General features: G+C 39.4%; 17 protein-coding genes. 7 read left to right on the top strand and 10 right to left on the bottom strand.

Going from position 1 to position 16,349, the window contains the following annotated elements:
- Positions 1-26: 26 nt before the first annotated feature.
- From rpsI to A33Q_RS00485, 7 genes are all read right to left on the bottom strand, one after another.
- Complete coding sequence (rpsI, locus tag A33Q_RS00515; RefSeq protein WP_009035633.1) at positions 27-413, bottom strand: 30S ribosomal protein S9; 387 nt, start codon at positions 411-413, stop codon at positions 27-29.
- A 12-nt stretch (positions 414-425) separates the two neighbouring features.
- On the bottom strand, positions 426-869 hold the full coding sequence (rplM, locus tag A33Q_RS00510) for a 50S ribosomal protein L13 (RefSeq protein WP_009035632.1): 444 nt from the start codon (positions 867-869) through the stop codon (positions 426-428).
- 121 nt (positions 870-990) lie between these two features.
- On the bottom strand, positions 991-1,701 hold the full coding sequence (locus A33Q_RS00505) for an RluA family pseudouridine synthase (RefSeq protein WP_009035631.1): 711 nt from the start codon (positions 1,699-1,701) through the stop codon (positions 991-993).
- A 112-nt stretch (positions 1,702-1,813) separates the two neighbouring features.
- Positions 1,814-2,293 (bottom strand): hypothetical protein, encoded by a 480-nt coding sequence (locus tag A33Q_RS00500; protein WP_009035630.1) that lies wholly within the window; start codon positions 2,291-2,293, stop codon positions 1,814-1,816.
- A 435-nt stretch (positions 2,294-2,728) separates the two neighbouring features.
- The gene (locus A33Q_RS00495; protein ID WP_009035629.1) at positions 2,729-3,769 is read right to left on the bottom strand and encodes a sensor histidine kinase; all 1,041 of its coding nucleotides are present in this window, start codon (positions 3,767-3,769) and stop codon (positions 2,729-2,731) included.
- A 4-nt stretch (positions 3,770-3,773) separates the two neighbouring features.
- Positions 3,774-4,463, bottom strand: coding sequence for a response regulator transcription factor (locus A33Q_RS00490; RefSeq protein ID WP_009035628.1), 690 nt, complete (start codon positions 4,461-4,463; stop codon positions 3,774-3,776).
- 153 nt (positions 4,464-4,616) lie between these two features.
- Positions 4,617-5,405 carry a DUF3108 domain-containing protein gene (locus tag A33Q_RS00485; RefSeq protein ID WP_009035627.1) on the bottom strand — a complete coding sequence of 263 codons (789 nt, stop codon included), beginning with the start codon at positions 5,403-5,405 and terminating at the stop codon, positions 4,617-4,619.
- Between the two features lie 177 nt (positions 5,406-5,582).
- Between A33Q_RS00485 and recA the strand changes: the two genes are divergently transcribed.
- Positions 5,583-6,614, top strand: coding sequence for a recombinase RecA (recA, locus tag A33Q_RS00480; protein ID WP_009035626.1), 1,032 nt, complete (start codon positions 5,583-5,585; stop codon positions 6,612-6,614).
- An 84-nt stretch (positions 6,615-6,698) separates the two neighbouring features.
- On the opposite strand, the gene A33Q_RS00475 is transcribed toward recA, so the two are convergent.
- Complete coding sequence (locus tag A33Q_RS00475; protein WP_009035625.1) at positions 6,699-7,943, bottom strand: ABC transporter permease; 1,245 nt, start codon at positions 7,941-7,943, stop codon at positions 6,699-6,701.
- Between the two features lie 123 nt (positions 7,944-8,066).
- Between A33Q_RS00475 and queA the strand changes: the two genes are divergently transcribed.
- The 5 genes from queA to A33Q_RS00450 all read left to right on the top strand — a co-directional run bounded on the left by queA (position 8,067) and on the right by A33Q_RS00450 (position 12,594).
- On the top strand, positions 8,067-9,116 hold the full coding sequence (gene queA, locus A33Q_RS00470) for a tRNA preQ1(34) S-adenosylmethionine ribosyltransferase-isomerase QueA (protein ID WP_009035624.1): 1,050 nt from the start codon (positions 8,067-8,069) through the stop codon (positions 9,114-9,116).
- 111 nt (positions 9,117-9,227) lie between these two features.
- Positions 9,228-9,905 (top strand): 2-C-methyl-D-erythritol 4-phosphate cytidylyltransferase, encoded by a 678-nt coding sequence (locus tag A33Q_RS00465; protein ID WP_009035623.1) that lies wholly within the window; start codon positions 9,228-9,230, stop codon positions 9,903-9,905.
- 122 nt (positions 9,906-10,027) lie between these two features.
- Positions 10,028-10,816 carry a LiaF transmembrane domain-containing protein gene (locus A33Q_RS00460; RefSeq protein WP_009035622.1) on the top strand — a complete coding sequence of 263 codons (789 nt, stop codon included), beginning with the start codon at positions 10,028-10,030 and terminating at the stop codon, positions 10,814-10,816.
- A gap of 9 nt (positions 10,817-10,825) precedes the next feature.
- Positions 10,826-11,866 carry a sensor histidine kinase gene (locus A33Q_RS00455; RefSeq protein WP_009035621.1) on the top strand — a complete coding sequence of 347 codons (1,041 nt, stop codon included), beginning with the start codon at positions 10,826-10,828 and terminating at the stop codon, positions 11,864-11,866.
- Positions 11,867-11,868: 2 nt separating this feature from the next.
- Positions 11,869-12,594: a LytR/AlgR family response regulator transcription factor gene (locus A33Q_RS00450; RefSeq protein ID WP_009035620.1), complete on the top strand. Its 726-nt coding sequence runs from the start codon at positions 11,869-11,871 to the stop codon at positions 12,592-12,594.
- 28 nt (positions 12,595-12,622) lie between these two features.
- On the opposite strand, the gene A33Q_RS00445 is transcribed toward A33Q_RS00450, so the two are convergent.
- Complete coding sequence (locus tag A33Q_RS00445) at positions 12,623-12,844, bottom strand: DUF2795 domain-containing protein (protein WP_008625540.1); 222 nt, start codon at positions 12,842-12,844, stop codon at positions 12,623-12,625.
- Between the two features lie 78 nt (positions 12,845-12,922).
- Positions 12,923-14,170: a DUF349 domain-containing protein gene (locus tag A33Q_RS00440; RefSeq protein ID WP_009035619.1), complete on the bottom strand. Its 1,248-nt coding sequence runs from the start codon at positions 14,168-14,170 to the stop codon at positions 12,923-12,925.
- 137 nt (positions 14,171-14,307) lie between these two features.
- Here A33Q_RS00440 and ettA point away from each other — a divergent pair, with 137 nt between their 5' ends.
- On the top strand, positions 14,308-15,987 hold the full coding sequence (gene ettA / locus A33Q_RS00435) for an energy-dependent translational throttle protein EttA (RefSeq protein WP_009035618.1): 1,680 nt from the start codon (positions 14,308-14,310) through the stop codon (positions 15,985-15,987).
- The last annotated feature ends 362 nt before the right edge of the window (positions 15,988-16,349 follow it).

Below are 16,349 nucleotides of genomic sequence, written 5' to 3'. Positions count from 1 at the left end.
TTCGATATAAAATTTGGAAAACCAGATTAACGCTTGGAGAACTGGAATTTCCTTCTTGCTTTTCTACGTCCCGGCTTCTTACGCTCGACCATTCTTGGGTCTCTGGTAAGGAATCCTTCTTTTTTCAAAGCGGGTCTGTGTTCGACATCAAATTCGCAAAGTGCTCTGGCGATTGCCATTCTTGCAGCTTCTGCCTGACCTTTGATACCTCCACCGTCTACATTGATTTTGATGTCGTAAGTTCCGTCAACTCCTACTAGAGCCAATGGCTGCTTAACTACAATCTGATGCAAATCAAAAGGGAAATACTGCTCGATCGATCTGCTGTTGACAGTGATCTCACCTTTTCCCGGCTTCATGTAGATTCTTGCAACAGATGTCTTTCTTCTACCGATTGTGTTGATAATTTCCATGAACTGCTGAGATTAAAGTTTGATTTCTTTCGGTTGCTGTGCTGCATGAGGATGCTCAGGACCATTATAAACAAATAGGTTTCTGTACATCTGTCTGCCCAATCTGTTTTTAGGCAACATACCTCTGACAGCTTTCTCTACAAGAATCGATGCTGATTTGTCTTTCAGGATTCTTGGGGTAGAGATTCTCTGACCACCTGGGTATCCAGTATGACGAACATATACTTTCTCGTCCATCTTTCTTCCCGTCAATCTTACTTTGTCTGCATTGATGACAATCACGTTGTCTCCGCAGTCTACATGAGGGGTGAAATAAGGCTTATGCTTACCCCTCAAAATTCTGGCAACCTCACTTGCAAACCTACCTAATACTGCAGATTGGGCATCCACTACCACCCATTTTTTATCTACAGTAGCAGCATTTGCCGATTTGGTTTTGTAGCTTAATGTATCCACTGTGTAAATGTTTAATTATTAGCTTGTTAAATATACTTCACCCTCAAAAAGGGACACAAAGATAGAAGTAATTTCTTTTTATTGCAAAAGAAACTAATTTATTGCCCACATTTTCTAGTACTTAGCTGTTTTTTTCCAGCTGCTTGACCAATACCTCAAAGTCTTTGGGGTAAGGGGCTTCTACCTGAATATGAGTCTCATCCATCCCCAAAAAGCCTATTGAATAGGCATGAAGGGATACTCGCTGCATAATGGGCTTTTCGTCTGTACCTTTTTTTAGATTGAAACGCCTTTTCAAAGAAGACAGATACAAAGGCTTGCCTCCATACATCTCGTCACCGCAAATAGGTGATTTCAAATAGGCTAGGTGAATCCTTATCTGATGAAGCCTCCCTGTGACAGGCCTGCATTCTATTAAAGAATGCAGGTAATATGTCTTCAAAGTATTGAAAACAGTCGTGGAGGGCTTCCCATCTTTGGTAATCTTGGCAATTCCCTTGTTGGTCGCATAAATATTTCTATCCACCTGAACTTTATCGTACTGATGAATTCCTTCTACTACCGCATGATAGATTTTATTGACCTTTCTGTCCTCAAACTGGATCGCAATGTGTCGGTAAGCTTCCGGGTGTTTGGCGATAACTAAGCAGCCTGAAGTCTCCTTATCCAGCCGATGACACACCTGGGCATCAGGGGTGTATTGCCGGGCAAGGTCCAGAATATTCTGGGCTTCATGCCTATCGTCCAATGTCGATAAATAGGGAGGCTTATTGACCACAAGGTAATCCTCGTTTTCAAACAGAATAAGATCTTTAAAGTCTATTTTTTTCATGTATTTCCCCGTGTCTCTTTTCAAAGAGTTTGCAAAGGTAGGAAAAGGATGGGGTAAAAAAAATCCTTCCGCTGGGAAGGATTTTTATCTTAATTTCCGAAAGGTGCTATTCTTACTTAATAATTGTAAATTCACTTGCTGTCAAACTGGCATTGTCCCATTTCAAATCACCATTAAAGTAAACTTTAATTAATTGAATACGATTTAAGTCATCAGATCTATAAATTTCAGCTTCTATAGAATCACTCTCATTTTCATTCCACTGAATAACTGTCTTTTCACTTAAAAATAAAGCCAAATTATAATCCCTTCCGAATCCCGGCTGATTTATTCTGAAGTTTCTGGGCATGTCAAGATGATCTTCATAAAACTCTTCTAGCCGTCCATTTATTTCGTAGAAGATTTTGATATCCTCAGGATCAAGATATCTCACATGATTAGGATCCAATCGGTTGTTTCCTTGTTCGTCTAGGATAGTGATAACCACACTAGTATCAATGAAAACGCCTAGATTTGGTAGAGCTTCTTCTTCTTTTGAACAAGCACTTACCATCAAAAGGAGAAAGGGAAGAAGGTAAATTAAATTTTTCATGACAAGTTAATTTTAAGGGATAATATTAAATACCATTGTATCAAATTCCTGACAACTGAAAGTGACAAGAATCAATAAAAAGAGAAACAGGTGGCAAAACTGCCTACTTAAAACAAGTGATCTGTTTAAGAAGCTGTGTGGGGGGGGGGGGNGGGAGTAATTCATCATTTTTTGAAAAGTTTTATTAGAGGTTAAAATAATTACTTAGTCAATGTAAAAATTCAAAAGACAAGATTTTTTTAAAAAATTTTAGTTTAAAACATTTTATACCTCTCTGATTATCAGTTTATTGGGATTTACGATGGGCGAATCACGAGGCTGTTCTATATACTTACCTCTACACAATTCTCAATCCATTTTGTTTCTTGGCTCTTGTTTCTTGTTTCTTGTTTCTTGGCTCTCGCTTCTCCCCCGATAGCTATCAGTGCTCTCTCCTCACTTTTCCGCCGGCAATTCAAAACTGAAAATAGAACCTTTACCCAAAGTACTGCTCACAGAAATCTTGCTCTTGTGCCCCTCTAGAATGTGTTTGACTATCGCAAGGCCCAAACCGGTGCCTCCTTTTTCTCTGGACCGGCTTTTTTCTACCCTATAAAACCGCTCAAAAATTCTTTTCAAATCTTCAGGAGGAATACCCTTCCCATTGTCCTTGACTTCTACGGTCAATTTTTGCCCTTTGTGTGCTTTGAGATGTACCTCTACTTCTCCCCCATCATGATTATATTTGATCGCATTGGAAATCAGATTCTGACAGACCCTGAAAATCTTGTCCTTGTCAGCAAAAGTATGGTATTGCTTTTCCTTATCGTAATAAAAACGGATCAGCATATCTCTTTTAGAGGCTTTATGCTCCAACTCCTCTATGACTTCATGAATGACCTCTTTCAGATCAAAGGCCTCAAAATGAAATTTAATTACCCCGCTTTCCATCTGATTCAAGGTCAAAAGGTCCTGTACCAATTTGTCCAGAGCATTGAGACTCTTTGCTGCCCTTTTCAAAAACTTTAACCTGACAGACTTGTCCTCCACTGCTCCATCCAAAAGTGTATGGATATAGCCCTGGGCTGCAAAAATCGGGGTTTTTAGCTCGTGTGAAATATCTGCAATGAATTCTCTCCTAAAGGCTGCATTCTTTTGAAGAGTCTCTATTTCTTTGTTCTTGGACAATGCGTAGGAGTTGATTGTCTTGTTGATTTTTTTCAAAGGTGAAATCGACAATCGGGTACTTTTCTCTGCTATGGACGTGTAATCCTTTTTCTGGATTTTTTCCAATACACTATATATATTGCTGATCTCCTTAAAAATTAAAAATTCAAGCGTTACGTTCATCAGAATATAAGACACAGAAAAAGAAATACCACCTGCTACAACTAGAAGCGTAGGGGTGGCATCATCCAATAATAACAAAAATGCAACGGTGAGGGTAGAAATAGCAATAGCCAATACCAATGAAATTCCCCTCGATGTAGTCAGCATATAATCAATTCAAGTCGAACTTATAACCTACTCCTTTTACAGTAGTGATATAATCATCGCCTATCTTCTCCCTCACTTTTCTGATGTGCACATCCACTGTTCGCGCAAGCACAAATACATCAGCACCCCAGATATTCTGCAAAAGGTCATCTCTACTGAATACCATATTAGGGTTTTTGGCAAGGAAATACAAAAGTTCAAATTCTTTTTTGGGTAAAGTGATGATTTTACCGCTTTTGTCTATGGTGTAGCTAGTCCTGTCAATGGTCAGATCTTTTATCTTAATCTGGGAAAATTCCTGTTCCTTTTTGGATTCTCTTCTGAAAAGTGCAGCAATCCTGCTCATCAAGGCCCGGGGTTTGATTGGCTTGGTGATATAATCATCAGCCCCTACATCAAAAGCAGCGACTTCCGAATACTCTTCAGATCTTGCAGTCAGAAAGATAACGAAAGTGTTTTTCAACTCAGGTATCTCACGGATCTGTCTGCAGGTTTCTACACCATCCTGATTGGGCATCATAATGTCCAATAAAATCACATCCGGATGAAATCTGTTTGCTATCTTGACGGCTTTGATACCATCTTCAGCAGACTCTACTTCGTATCCCTCTTTTTTAAGATTATAGGACAGCAAATCGACAATATCAGGTTCGTCATCGACGACCAGGACTTTTACTTTTGGTTTTTCGCTCATTTGAATTTAGCGGGTTAATTAAATTCGCTAAGGCGATGCTAATTTAAAAAAAGCCTTTAGATTAAAAGGTTTTTGACAGGCAAAGGCGGATAAAAACAACATAAAGTTTACTTAGCTGAACTCAATGTTAACAAATAGTTAAGCTTAAGTGAATTAATTATTACGTAGTCCGTGAGCCTCCTGCAATTCCATCTCCAAAGACCCTACCATGAGCTTTGCCTTTATTTTAACAGGAATCTTGTTTTTGTCATCTGAAACCCAGATTGTGATAGGCTGTTCTCCTCTGAAAAGTTTGTTTTTGGGAATTACCGGTGAAAATATAAAGGAGGGGTAAGAGCCCATTTTGGTTGAAACGGTTTCTTTACCTTCGAATATTAACTTTAGGTTATATATTTCTTTGTCAAAAAATCCTGTCAGGGTTACCGAGTCTCCTTTTTTGAGTTTTTTCAGATCCATAGTCCGCAATAAATAAAAACCACTTACGATATCCTGGACGTTTGGAGGTACTTTATAATCTTTGGTATCTACTACTTTTTGGTTTTCCCTGTCATAAAGCCGGACATGGGCATTCTTCTTTTCATGATCAAAAATCACCCGCTCATGCTTTCTATACTTCCCTTCTTCGATATGCCTATAAGATTGATATGGAATAATCTTGGCAGTATCCAGGTAACTGCCCCAATTGTCATTTACCCTGAAGAGTTTGAAAACACCTAAAGTCTCTCCGAAAACATCTATTTTATAAGTAGGCCTGTTATTGATGGAGGATATTTGTGGGCTGACTACCATCCTAGCTTCAGCAGCGTCCAAAAAAGAATAACTTACCTTAAACACCAACTCCTCCCCGCTCTTGAATGCTGTGTTTTTTTGCGCAAAAGAATGTGGGCAAAGCACAAAGAAAAAAAATGCGACAACTACTGACGTTATTAGGGTATTTTTCATTAATTTGAGGTTTGTACTAATAGCTTTTCAAATCTTATTCCAATATTAGCATAATATTGAAGCTACCTGATTTTTGGTGCCAAGAAGAACATACGTATGCTTTTTGGAAGTGTTGGGTCTCCAATTATCAATTATTAATTTCACATATTCAAATCAATGAATTGTTAATACTAAAATATGAGCGCAAATACTGAAAAACTCAAAGCTCTCCAACTGACAATCGACAAGCTGGAGAAAACCTATGGCAAGGGTACTGTCATGAAATTAAGTGACAATAAAGTACAGGATATCCCTGCAATTTCCACAGGATCTTTGGGATTGGATATGGCTTTGGGAATCGGAGGAATTCCTAGAGGAAGGGTCATTGAAATTTACGGTCCGGAATCTTCCGGTAAAACGACCTTGACCATGCACTGCATCGCCGAAGCCCAAAAAGCCGGAGGACTCGCAGCTTTCATCGATGCTGAACATGCTTTTGACAAAACTTATGCGGAGAAACTCGGAATTGACATAGAAAACCTACTGATATCCCAGCCGGACAATGGAGAGCAGGCCTTGGAAATTGCAGAACACCTGATCAGGTCAGGGGCCATTGACATCATTGTAATTGATTCAGTAGCCGCATTGGTTCCTAAAGGAGAACTTGAAGGCGATATGGGGGACAGCAAAATGGGTCTTCAGGCCCGATTGATGTCGCAGGCGCTCAGAAAGCTTACCGGAGCCATCAATAAAACCGGCTGTTCCTGCATTTTCATCAATCAATTGCGGGATAAAATCGGAGTCATGTTCGGAAGCCCCGAAACCACCACCGGTGGTAACGCCTTGAAATTTTATGCTTCCGTACGTTTGGACATCAGAAGAATAGGCCAGATCAAAGAAGGCGCTGATAACGTTCTTGGTAACAGAACCAAAGTCAAAGTGGTCAAAAATAAAGTAGCACCACCATTCAAAGTAGTGGAATTTGACATTATGTATGGCCAGGGAATTTCCAAAGTAGGCGAAATCATAGATCTGGGTGTGGAATTTGAAATTGTTAAAAAAGCAGGCTCCTGGTTCAGTTATGAAGGCAACAAACTTGGACAAGGCAGGGATTCTGTCAAAAATCTACTTCTGGACAACCCTGAATTGATGGAAGAAATCGAAAAGAAAATCAAAGAAAAAGCTGGATTGGGCAAAGCCTCCCTTCCAATTGAAGAAGGTGAGGGCTGATTCCCTCTCCTTTCAAAAAATCAAATCCCGGTTGATCAATTCAGCCGGGATTTGTTTTTTCAAGAAAATATGGAGTCAAATTGATTAAGTGGCTCTGATAGCTTCCACAGGGTCTAGCCTTGCTGCCAAAGTTGCCGGAACAATGCCGGAAACAATCCCTATGACCGAGGAAATACCCAGGCCTAAAACAATATTTTTGAATGACAGCACCAGTTCTAAAGATCCCACCGGAATGAAAGTAATCGCAAAAACCAATAAAATTCCAGTGATCCCTCCTATCAAGCTTAGAAAAACAGCCTCAAATAAGAATTGGGCAAGAATAAAGTAATTTTTGGCTCCTAATGATTTTTGAATCCCAATAATCCCTGTCCTTTCTTTGACCGAAACAAACATAATATTGGCAATTCCAAACCCACCAACCAAAATCGAAAAACCACCGATCACCCAACCAGCAGCACTGATTACATCAAAGATAGAGCCTATTGTATTCATGATAAATTCAGATTTGTTGAGTGAAAAATTATCTTCTTGGGTAGGTTTGAGACCTCTCTTGGCTCTTAATAACCCTATAAGTTCATTCTCCAATGCAACCAAGCCAACATCATCATCTCTGCCCTTGAGAGCAATACTTGGTTCTATGCCGTTTTTGCCTACATAATATAGCTTGGTAAAGCTGCCATAGGGAATCATCACAGCCTCATCTTTGGAAGCAATTTCAAATAAGCCTTCCCCCTCTTCTTCGAATACACCGATGACTACAAACTTCCCCCCTTTGATTTTGATTTCACTCCCTATAGGATTACGGTTTGAAAAAAGAGTTGAAGCAATTTTAGTCCCAATGATGGCTACATTTCTTGAGGAATTGATCTCAAGTTCTGTAAAAAACCTTCCGGCATCCAGAGGAATATCATAAACATCTTTGTAGGTAAAGGTTACCCCACTGAGGTTGGTCCCTTGGTACGAGTTACTACCGGACTGAACTGTAGTATTGGCCGAAGCTGAGAAAGTAACAGCTTCCGCACTGCGAAGTTTTGCCCTCAAAAAAGTGTACTCATCAAAAGTATTGTAAGGCCTTCTGAAATATTTCCACCAGGGGTAATCTGGTCCTCCAACGAATTGGAATCTATTTACAGTTACTACATTACTTCCCAGAAAGCTGAAGCTTGACTTGATGTTTTTTTCCAGTGAGTCTACCAAAGTAAAAACAGCAATGATTGCGAAAATACCAACAGTCACTCCTAAAAGCGACAATATGGTTCTAGTGAGGTTGGATTTTAAAGCCTGAAGTGCAAAGATCAGACTTTCCCAAATGAGTTTAAGAAATACCACAGATTTGTAAAGTGTTTAAAACTAATTGACAAGATAAGTAGATTTAGGGATTTTTATTGTTATCTTTGCAGTTTTTAAGATTATTCTTAATAGACATAACAAAGCAAATTCTATTCATTCTATATGAAGTTATCAGACTTTAAATTCGACGTCCCCAAAAAGCTTATTTCTCACTATCCAACAGAAAACCGAGATGAATCGAGGCTGATGGTAGTACACAGAAAAACGGGAGAAATTGAGCACAGGGTTTTCAAAGATATTGTAGACTATTTTGGTGACGGAGATGTATTTGTCATGAATGACACCAAAGTATTTCCTGCAAGACTATACGGAAACAAAGAAAAAACAGGTGCCAAAATTGAAGTGTTTCTTTTGAGAGAACTTAACCAAGACCTCAGGCTTTGGGACGTACTTGTGGATCCTGCAAGGAAAATCAGAGTAGGAAATAAGCTTTATTTTGGAGACAGTGACTTGGTAGCAGAAGTCATTGACAATACAACTTCAAGAGGGAGAACGATAAGATTTCTTTTTGATGGTACAGATGAAGAGTTCTACAAGACAATAGATACGCTTGGAGAAACACCGATCTTGAAAGAATGGATTGACAGAAAAGTTGAAGCTGAAGACAGAGAAAGATATCAAACTATCTTTGCCCAAAACGTAGGTGCTGTCGCAGCCCCTACTGCAGGACTTCATTTCACCCCACATCTGCTCAAAAGACTTGAGCTAAAGGGTGTTGAAGTCACTCCTATTACTTTACACGTTGGCCTTGGTACTTTCAGACAAGTAGATGTGGAAGATCTTACCAAGCACAAGATGGATTCAGAGAATTATTCTATTCCAGAAAAAACCGTAGAATTGGTAAATGAAGCCATTGATAATAAGAAAAGAGTGGTTTCAGTAGGCACCACTTCTTTGAAGACCATTGAATCGTCTGTGACAGCAAACAACAGGCTGAAAGCCAGCAGTGGCTGGACTGATAAATTTATCATCCCCCCTTATGAATTCAAAATCGCCAATAGCTTGATTACCAATTTTCACTTACCTGAGTCAACTTTACTGATGACTGCTTCGGCATTTGGAGGGTATGACTTGGTCATGAAAGCTTATCAGGAAGCCATCAAAGAAAAGTACAGGTTCTTCTCCTACGGAGATGCCATGCTGATCTTATAATCACTTTAAAAGAGGCTCTAAAAAAGCCTCTTTTTTTATTTTTCTATTTTTCACCATCTTCGGGAACAGTTATCCTAATTCTAGTTTTTATTTTTGGTTTTCGAAAAATTCATGAAAAAATACGCAATCATAGTAGCTGGAGGCAGTGGCACAAGAATGGGGGGCTCAATTTCAAAACAATATCTTGAAATAGGTGGAAAGCCAGTCTTGATGCATACCCTTGAAGTTTTTTTTAATTCGGACAGCAGTATCAACCTGATTCTTGTGATCCCCGAGTCTGACTTTGAACTTTGGTATAAGCTATGCTCAGCGCATGAATTTAGCATCCCCCATCAATTGGTCAAAGGAGGAAGCAGCCGATTTCAATCCGTCAAAAATGGACTTTTGCATATTCTTGATGAAGATGGTCTTGTCGCTATTCATGATGGAGTCAGGCCTTTTGTCAAACCGGAGGTAATTCATGAAAGCTTTAAAGTAGCAGCCCAAGAAGGTTCCGCAATTGCTGTAGTATCTTTGAAGGATTCTATAAGAAGAGTGGGAGAAGACAGTAAATCGGTATTCCAGGAAAGACAATTCTTCCGCTTAGTACAAACGCCCCAGACCTTCCAGATCAGGAAAATAAAAAAAGCCTTCAAAACCGAAGAATCGCCGAAATTCACAGATGATGCCACAGTGTATGAGCATCAAGGCTGGCAGGTAAGCTTGATTACAGGCAATCCCGAAAACATCAAAATCACTACACCCGAAGACATGAATTATGCGGAATTTCTTATCGGTAAAAATCCGTAGAAAATTTCACCGATAAATTCCCGTATTTCACCGAGTTTTCCATAGGCTTTGCCTTTTTTGAAAAGGAAGGCTTCTCTCCCCATTGTAGATTTGTCTAAATCAAAACTCAAATCAAAATCACCATGGCAAAGTCAAACTATCCGGCAAAAAACAATGACATCACTGTTGGAGTCATTCTGGTCCTCGTTGGAGGCGTCATTTTACTAAGAACCTTAGGTATTTGGTTTCCCAGCTGGTTCACCACCTGGCCGATGATACTGATAGCTGTGGGGCTTATTGTAAGTATCAAGAGCAATTTCAAAAGTGGTTTTGGCCTTTTTATGATCGCATTTGGAGGTGTATTTCTCCTTGTGAAGAATTTCAACCTCCCTTTCAACATATTTCCCTATGTGATCCCTGTAGGTTTGATTGCATTAGGTATTTATTTGATTATCAAAAGGAATTCTGACCGCAGGATATTTGAGCAGAGCTTTTCAGATTCTATGAAAAAATTTGATGAATCTATGACCGGGCTTGGTTCAGGTATGGGAACTTCTGAAGACTTCTCAGGCACTTATAAGTCTACAGATCATGCAGATTATATTGACGCACAAGCTCTTTTCACAGGTATCGAAAGAAGAGTCATGAGCAAAAACCTGAAAGGCGGGAAAGTAAGTGCGATCTTTGGCGGTACCGACATCGACTTAACCCAAGCAGACCTAGCAGAAGGAGCTGCAATCAATATAGAAGTGGCATTTGGAGGTGTAAAATTGATTGTTCCTTCCAATTGGGATCTTCAGATCAATGTCACTAATATCTTTGCAGGGGTCGAGGATAAAAGGATGTTTCAACCAGTTACTTCCGGGGAGACAAAAACTCTTAGAATCTATGGATCAGTAATATTTGGAGGAGTTGAAATCAAGTCATTCTAATTCCCGCGCATGCTTCAAAGACTGACATCTTTATCAAAACTTAATTGGCTGATAATAGCAGCGGTAGTCCTGACCTGGATTACCGCTTCCGTATTTTTACTTTTTTATTATGGGCAACCCCTACATGCCTCCATTATCGAATCTCTGACTTTGACCATCTGGATATTTTTGAGCCTTTTGATTTTGGAAAATGTCTTTAAATACTTCTCTCCAAAAAACCATCAAAAATGGCTTATTGTGGGGTTACCTTTGATCATATCCTTTGGAGTTGTTTTCTTCAGCAAATTCCTGCTTGGGATTTTTGTGCCAAACAATCCTGATTACCTCTCCTTTTCAGAACAGCTTTTACCTTTAAAGATTTTTATTGTATTTATAATTCTTCTTGCATGGTCATTGATCTTAATCATCTATGGCCAGATTGAAGATCAGATAGAAGCTAAAGAAAGACTGGGTAAAATCCAGGAAATGGCCAAGGAGGCTGAGCTCTACCATCTCAAACAGCAGCTACAGCCCCATTTTCTTTTCAATAGTCTCAATTCTGTGAGTGCTTTGATCAAATCAAACCCCGAAAAAGCCAGAGAGATGATTTTTCAATTGGCAGATTTCCTTCGGGGAACTATCAATAAAGGAAATAACAAGTGGATTAAGGTAGCTGAAGAAAAAGAGTATCTTGATCTGTTTTTAGCAATTGAAAAAGTACGGTTTGGACATAGGTTGAAAACTGAATTTCGGATATCTGATGATACTGAGGAACTCAAACTCCCCCAATTGTTGATCCAGCCAATACTTGAAAATGCAATCAAGCATGGACTATATGGCATTACAGGCGAGGTACTCATTCAAATAGCTTTCGAAAAACAAGGGGAGTTTCTTACTGTCATGATCACCAATCCTTTTAACCAGGAAGCTGGAAAAACCAAAGGAAGTGGATTTGGACTTGAAGCGGTAAGCAGACGGCTTTTTCTTATTTTTGGGAGAAATGACCTTTTGAAGACCACAGAAGAAGCCGACACTTTTAAGGTGAAAATAAAAGTACCTCAAATTCAATAATTATGACCCGCACATTGATTATCGACGATGAACCTTTGGCGACAGAAATCATCAAAGAATACTTGGAGGATTATCCACAATTTGAAATTGTAGGAGTTTGCCATAACGGTTTTGAAGGCCTGAAAGCTGTACAGGAGCTGAGTCCGGATTTGATCTTTTTGGATATTCAAATGCCGAAAATCAATGGACTTGAGCTGCTTGAACTGTTAGAAAAACCACCTGCGGTAATTTTCACAACAGCATTTGATGAATACGCCATGAAGGCATTTGATGCGCATGCAATTGATTACCTTCTTAAACCTTTTTCCAAAACGAGGTTTCAAAAGTCAATAGAAAAATTCACCCAAGCTAATTCAAATGTAGTGCAAGCTATGGCCTTTCAAGAACAAATTCCCGATACTACTGATAGAATTGTTCTCAAAATCAAAAATGAAATTAAGATAATCCCTGTATCTGAAGTAATATACCTGGAGGCAAATGATGATTATGTGAACATCTACACCAAAGAAGGAAAGTATCTAAAAAACAAAACTCTTACTTTTTATGAAAAAAACCTGGACTCGGCACAATTTGTAAGAGTTCACCGGTCTTACATTGTGAAGATCCAGGAAATCCACAAAATAGAACCTTACGAAAAAGACTCTTATCAATTGATCCTGAGAAATACTGCAAAAATCCCCGTCAGTAAAACAGGCCTCCCAAAACTCAAAGCAGCATTAGGGATTTAAAAGAAAAAAGCCCACATGGGGGCTTTGATCAATATTCGTCTTCGTTGAAGAAGAAGTCATCTTTCGTTGGATAATCCGGCCAGATTTCCTCTATGTTTTCATATGGCTCGCCGTCATCCTCTAATTCCTGAAGGTTTTCCACGACTTCCAAAGGAGCGCCTGAACGTATCGCATAATCAATCAGTTCGTCCTTAGTTGCAGGCCATGGTGCATCTTCCAGATAAGACGCAAGTTCTAATGTCCAATACATATTTTCTGTTTTAAAATGTTTACCGCCTTAACGGCTTGCAAAAATAGAAATTGTTTTAAATTTTCAATTGTTAACTCATTAATTATTTGAAAGTTCCTTCAAGATGAAATTTTTCACATCAACTTTCCTTTTAAAAGCACTGAGCTTTCTTCTGAGCATAATTTCAAAATCACCCTCATTCGTTCTGAAGTTTTCAGCATTTTCTTTAATAGTGGACAGTTCATTCTCATCCCTGTAAATAAGATCTTTCAAAATTGAAGCCTTAATTCTTTTTTGTTCATCCTGAGGCCTTTCTCTAAAGTCAGGATATTTTGAATTTGCCAGTTTATTCAAAAACAACTTTTCAAAAACCACCTCAGAAAAGAATGTAAAGGACCTCATGATCAACCCTGCATCTTTGGGCTTCCTTTGGGTGATCCTCTTCCATTCTGCTTGCAGTTTCTTTGCTGACGAAATGACCTCCGGGTTTGTTTCAGCTTTAGCAAGCTTTTTCATTTCCTCGGTCATTTCTTCCATTTTTTTCACCTGCTCCCAAGGTTTCAGCTGAGGTCCGGTCTGAACAGTTCTTCTAAACCTGCTAAAAATCCTATTGTTCAGCTTTGAAAATTCATCCCATAGAGGCTGCCTTTTTTCAGCGGGAACTTTACCGGAGGCTTTCCACTCTTTTTGAATTCTTTTGGAAATTTCAAAAGCTTTTTTAGCGTCAGGATTGTCAAATGCTTCTCTTGCCTGACGCACCAAATCCTCGTACACTTTGATATTCTCTTCTGCCTGTAGCGCGAGACCTTCAAAAAAATGTTTTCTGTTTTCAAAAAATGTATCCAAGGCAGCATTAAATGTATTTTCGATTTCTTCTTCGAATTCCTTTTCAACAGGTCCTGTTTTGATCCACCTCATTTTGAGGTTTTTCATTTCTTCAGCGGTATTTTTCCAATCTGTATCGTTCTTGAGGGCTTCCGCTTCAAGAATAAGCCCTTTTTTGATTTCGAGATTTCTTTCCCTGTTTTTCCTGATGATATCTTCCAAGTAGACCTGAAGCTTTTCCAAGTCCTCTATCAATGGGACAAAGTCCCCTAAAGCATCAAATTCCAACAAAGAATTTTTAAGGTGTACCAGCTTCATAAGAAAAGAACCTTTGTTTTGATTCTCCTCTATGTCCTTTTTCAGACCTTCAATCTTTTCCTTCAAGGTCTCAAACCTGTCTTCGAAATATTTGATCGTACTGGCTTCGTCTTCTTTTACTTCTCCAATCACCCTGTCCGGCTGATTCATAAATCCTCTGAGATAAACCTTGTTATCTTTAATGTACCCGTATGGATGCTCCATTTTGATCTAATAGGTTGGTTGCGTGGCAGTCTTAGTTAATTCCTGCAAATTAATTAATTCAAAAGCATTTATCCTAAGAAAGGGCTTTTTTTGCCATATTTGTCCTTCTTGGCACTTTCAACATTAAATAATCAATTATGAGTTCAGAAAAAATCATCTTTTCAATGGCGGGGGTATCTAAAATATATCCACCACAGAAAAAAGTACTGAAAGACATATATCTCTCATTTTTTTACGGCGCAAAAATAGGTGTTTTGGGTCTCAATGGCTCGGGAAAATCTTCTCTTTTGAAAATCATCGCTGGCCTGGACAAAGAGTTTATCGGTGAGGTAGTATGGTCTCCAGGATACTCCGTGGGCATGCTGGAACAAGAACCCAAGCTAGACCCGGACAAAACGGTCAAAGAAGTAGTGGAAGAAGCCGTTTCAGAGACGGTGGCTTTGCTCAAAGAATTTGAAGAAATCAATGAAAAGTTCATGGATCCAGCTTTGATGGAAGATCCTGATGCCATGGACAAGCTGATCACCAAACAGGGTGAAGTACAGGAAAAACTCGATGCTGCGAATGCTTGGGAACTGGAAACTATGTTGGAAAAAGCCATGGATGCGCTGAGACTCCCTCCAGCTGAAGCAAATGTCGCCAACCTTTCAGGGGGTGAAAAAAGAAGGGTAGCACTTTGCAGATTGCTTCTTCAAGAACCTGATGTTTTGTTGCTGGATGAACCTACCAACCACCTGGATGCTGAATCTGTTCTTTGGCTGGAACAGCATTTACAACAATACAAAGGAACTGTCATCGCAGTGACCCACGACAGGTACTTCCTGGACAATGTAGCAGGTTGGATTCTGGAATTGGACAGAGGTGAAGGTATACCATGGAAGGGTAATTATTCTTCTTGGCTTGACCAAAAACAAAATAGACTAAAACAGGAAGAGAAAACTGAATCCAAAAGACAAAAAACACTGGAGCGGGAACTGGAGTGGATCCGCATGACTCCAAAAGCCCGTCAGGCAAAAGGCAAGGCCAGGTTGAGTGCTTATGACAAACTCATCAGTGAGGAAGGAAAAGAAAAAGAAGCCAAACTGGAATTATACATCCCACCTGGACCAAGGCTGGGAGCCAAAGTCATTGAAGTAAATGGGGTCTCCAAGGCTTATGGAGACAAATTGTTGTTCGAAGACCTTTCTTTTAATTTACCTCAGGGAGGTATAGTGGGTATCATTGGACCCAACGGTGCAGGTAAATCCACACTTTTCAAATTGATCACAGGTAGAGAAAAACCTGATGCCGGTCACTTTGAAGTTGGAGAAACGGTGAGGTTGGCCTATGTTGATCAAGAACACGACAATTTGGACCCCAACAAAACAGTTTATGAATCTATTTCAGGTGGAAATGAAATCATGAAATTGGGCAATAAGGAAATGAACTCAAGAGCTTATGTAGGCAAATTCAATTTTACAGGATCAGATCAGGAGAAAAAAGTCGGGGTGCTTTCTGGAGGTGAAAGAAACCGCGTTCATTTAGCGATGACTCTGAAAGAGGGTGGAAACCTGCTCCTACTCGATGAACCTACCAATGACCTGGATGTCAACACCCTAAGGGCTTTAGAGGAAGCTTTGGAAAACTTTGGGGGTTGTGCGGTGATTATTTCCCACGATAGATGGTTCCTGGATAGGATTTGTACGCATATTCTGGCTTTTGAAGGAGATTCTCAGGTATACTGGTTTGAAGGAAACTTTACAGATTATGAGGAAAACAAGAAAAAACGTTTGGGTGATGTGACACCTAGGAGGATCAAGTATAAGAAGTTGAGGTAGGTAGAGTGTACGAAGTACCAAGTATAAAGTACAAAGTACCAAGAAGGGATTCGGATAGTAGAGATTAACGAGAAGTCAGAAGCGAGAGACGAGAATCTTCAATGAAATATGCTAGCGCGAAATAAAGTTGAAATATGCCTTCGGCGATATATTGGTGGCGTGTAATTAAGAGAATTACTCTTAAAAAAAGTATCAAGTAAATTCTGGACGGGACAGAGAGTTTAGACACATATACCTTGAATACCATTCATATTTTAGGTTGGATATTATAACAACAGAAAACTAAACACCCTAGAGGATATCACTAGGGTGTTTGTTTTTTGACTACCACAATAATATATTATGATTATCCGCTTGTATAC

The sequence above is a fragment of the Indibacter alkaliphilus LW1 genome (assembly GCF_000295935.2).
Taxonomy (GTDB): domain Bacteria; phylum Bacteroidota; class Bacteroidia; order Cytophagales; family Cyclobacteriaceae; genus Indibacter; species Indibacter alkaliphilus.
Note: the sequence above shows the minus strand (reverse complement) of the source record. Positions and strands in the feature narration are given on the sequence as shown.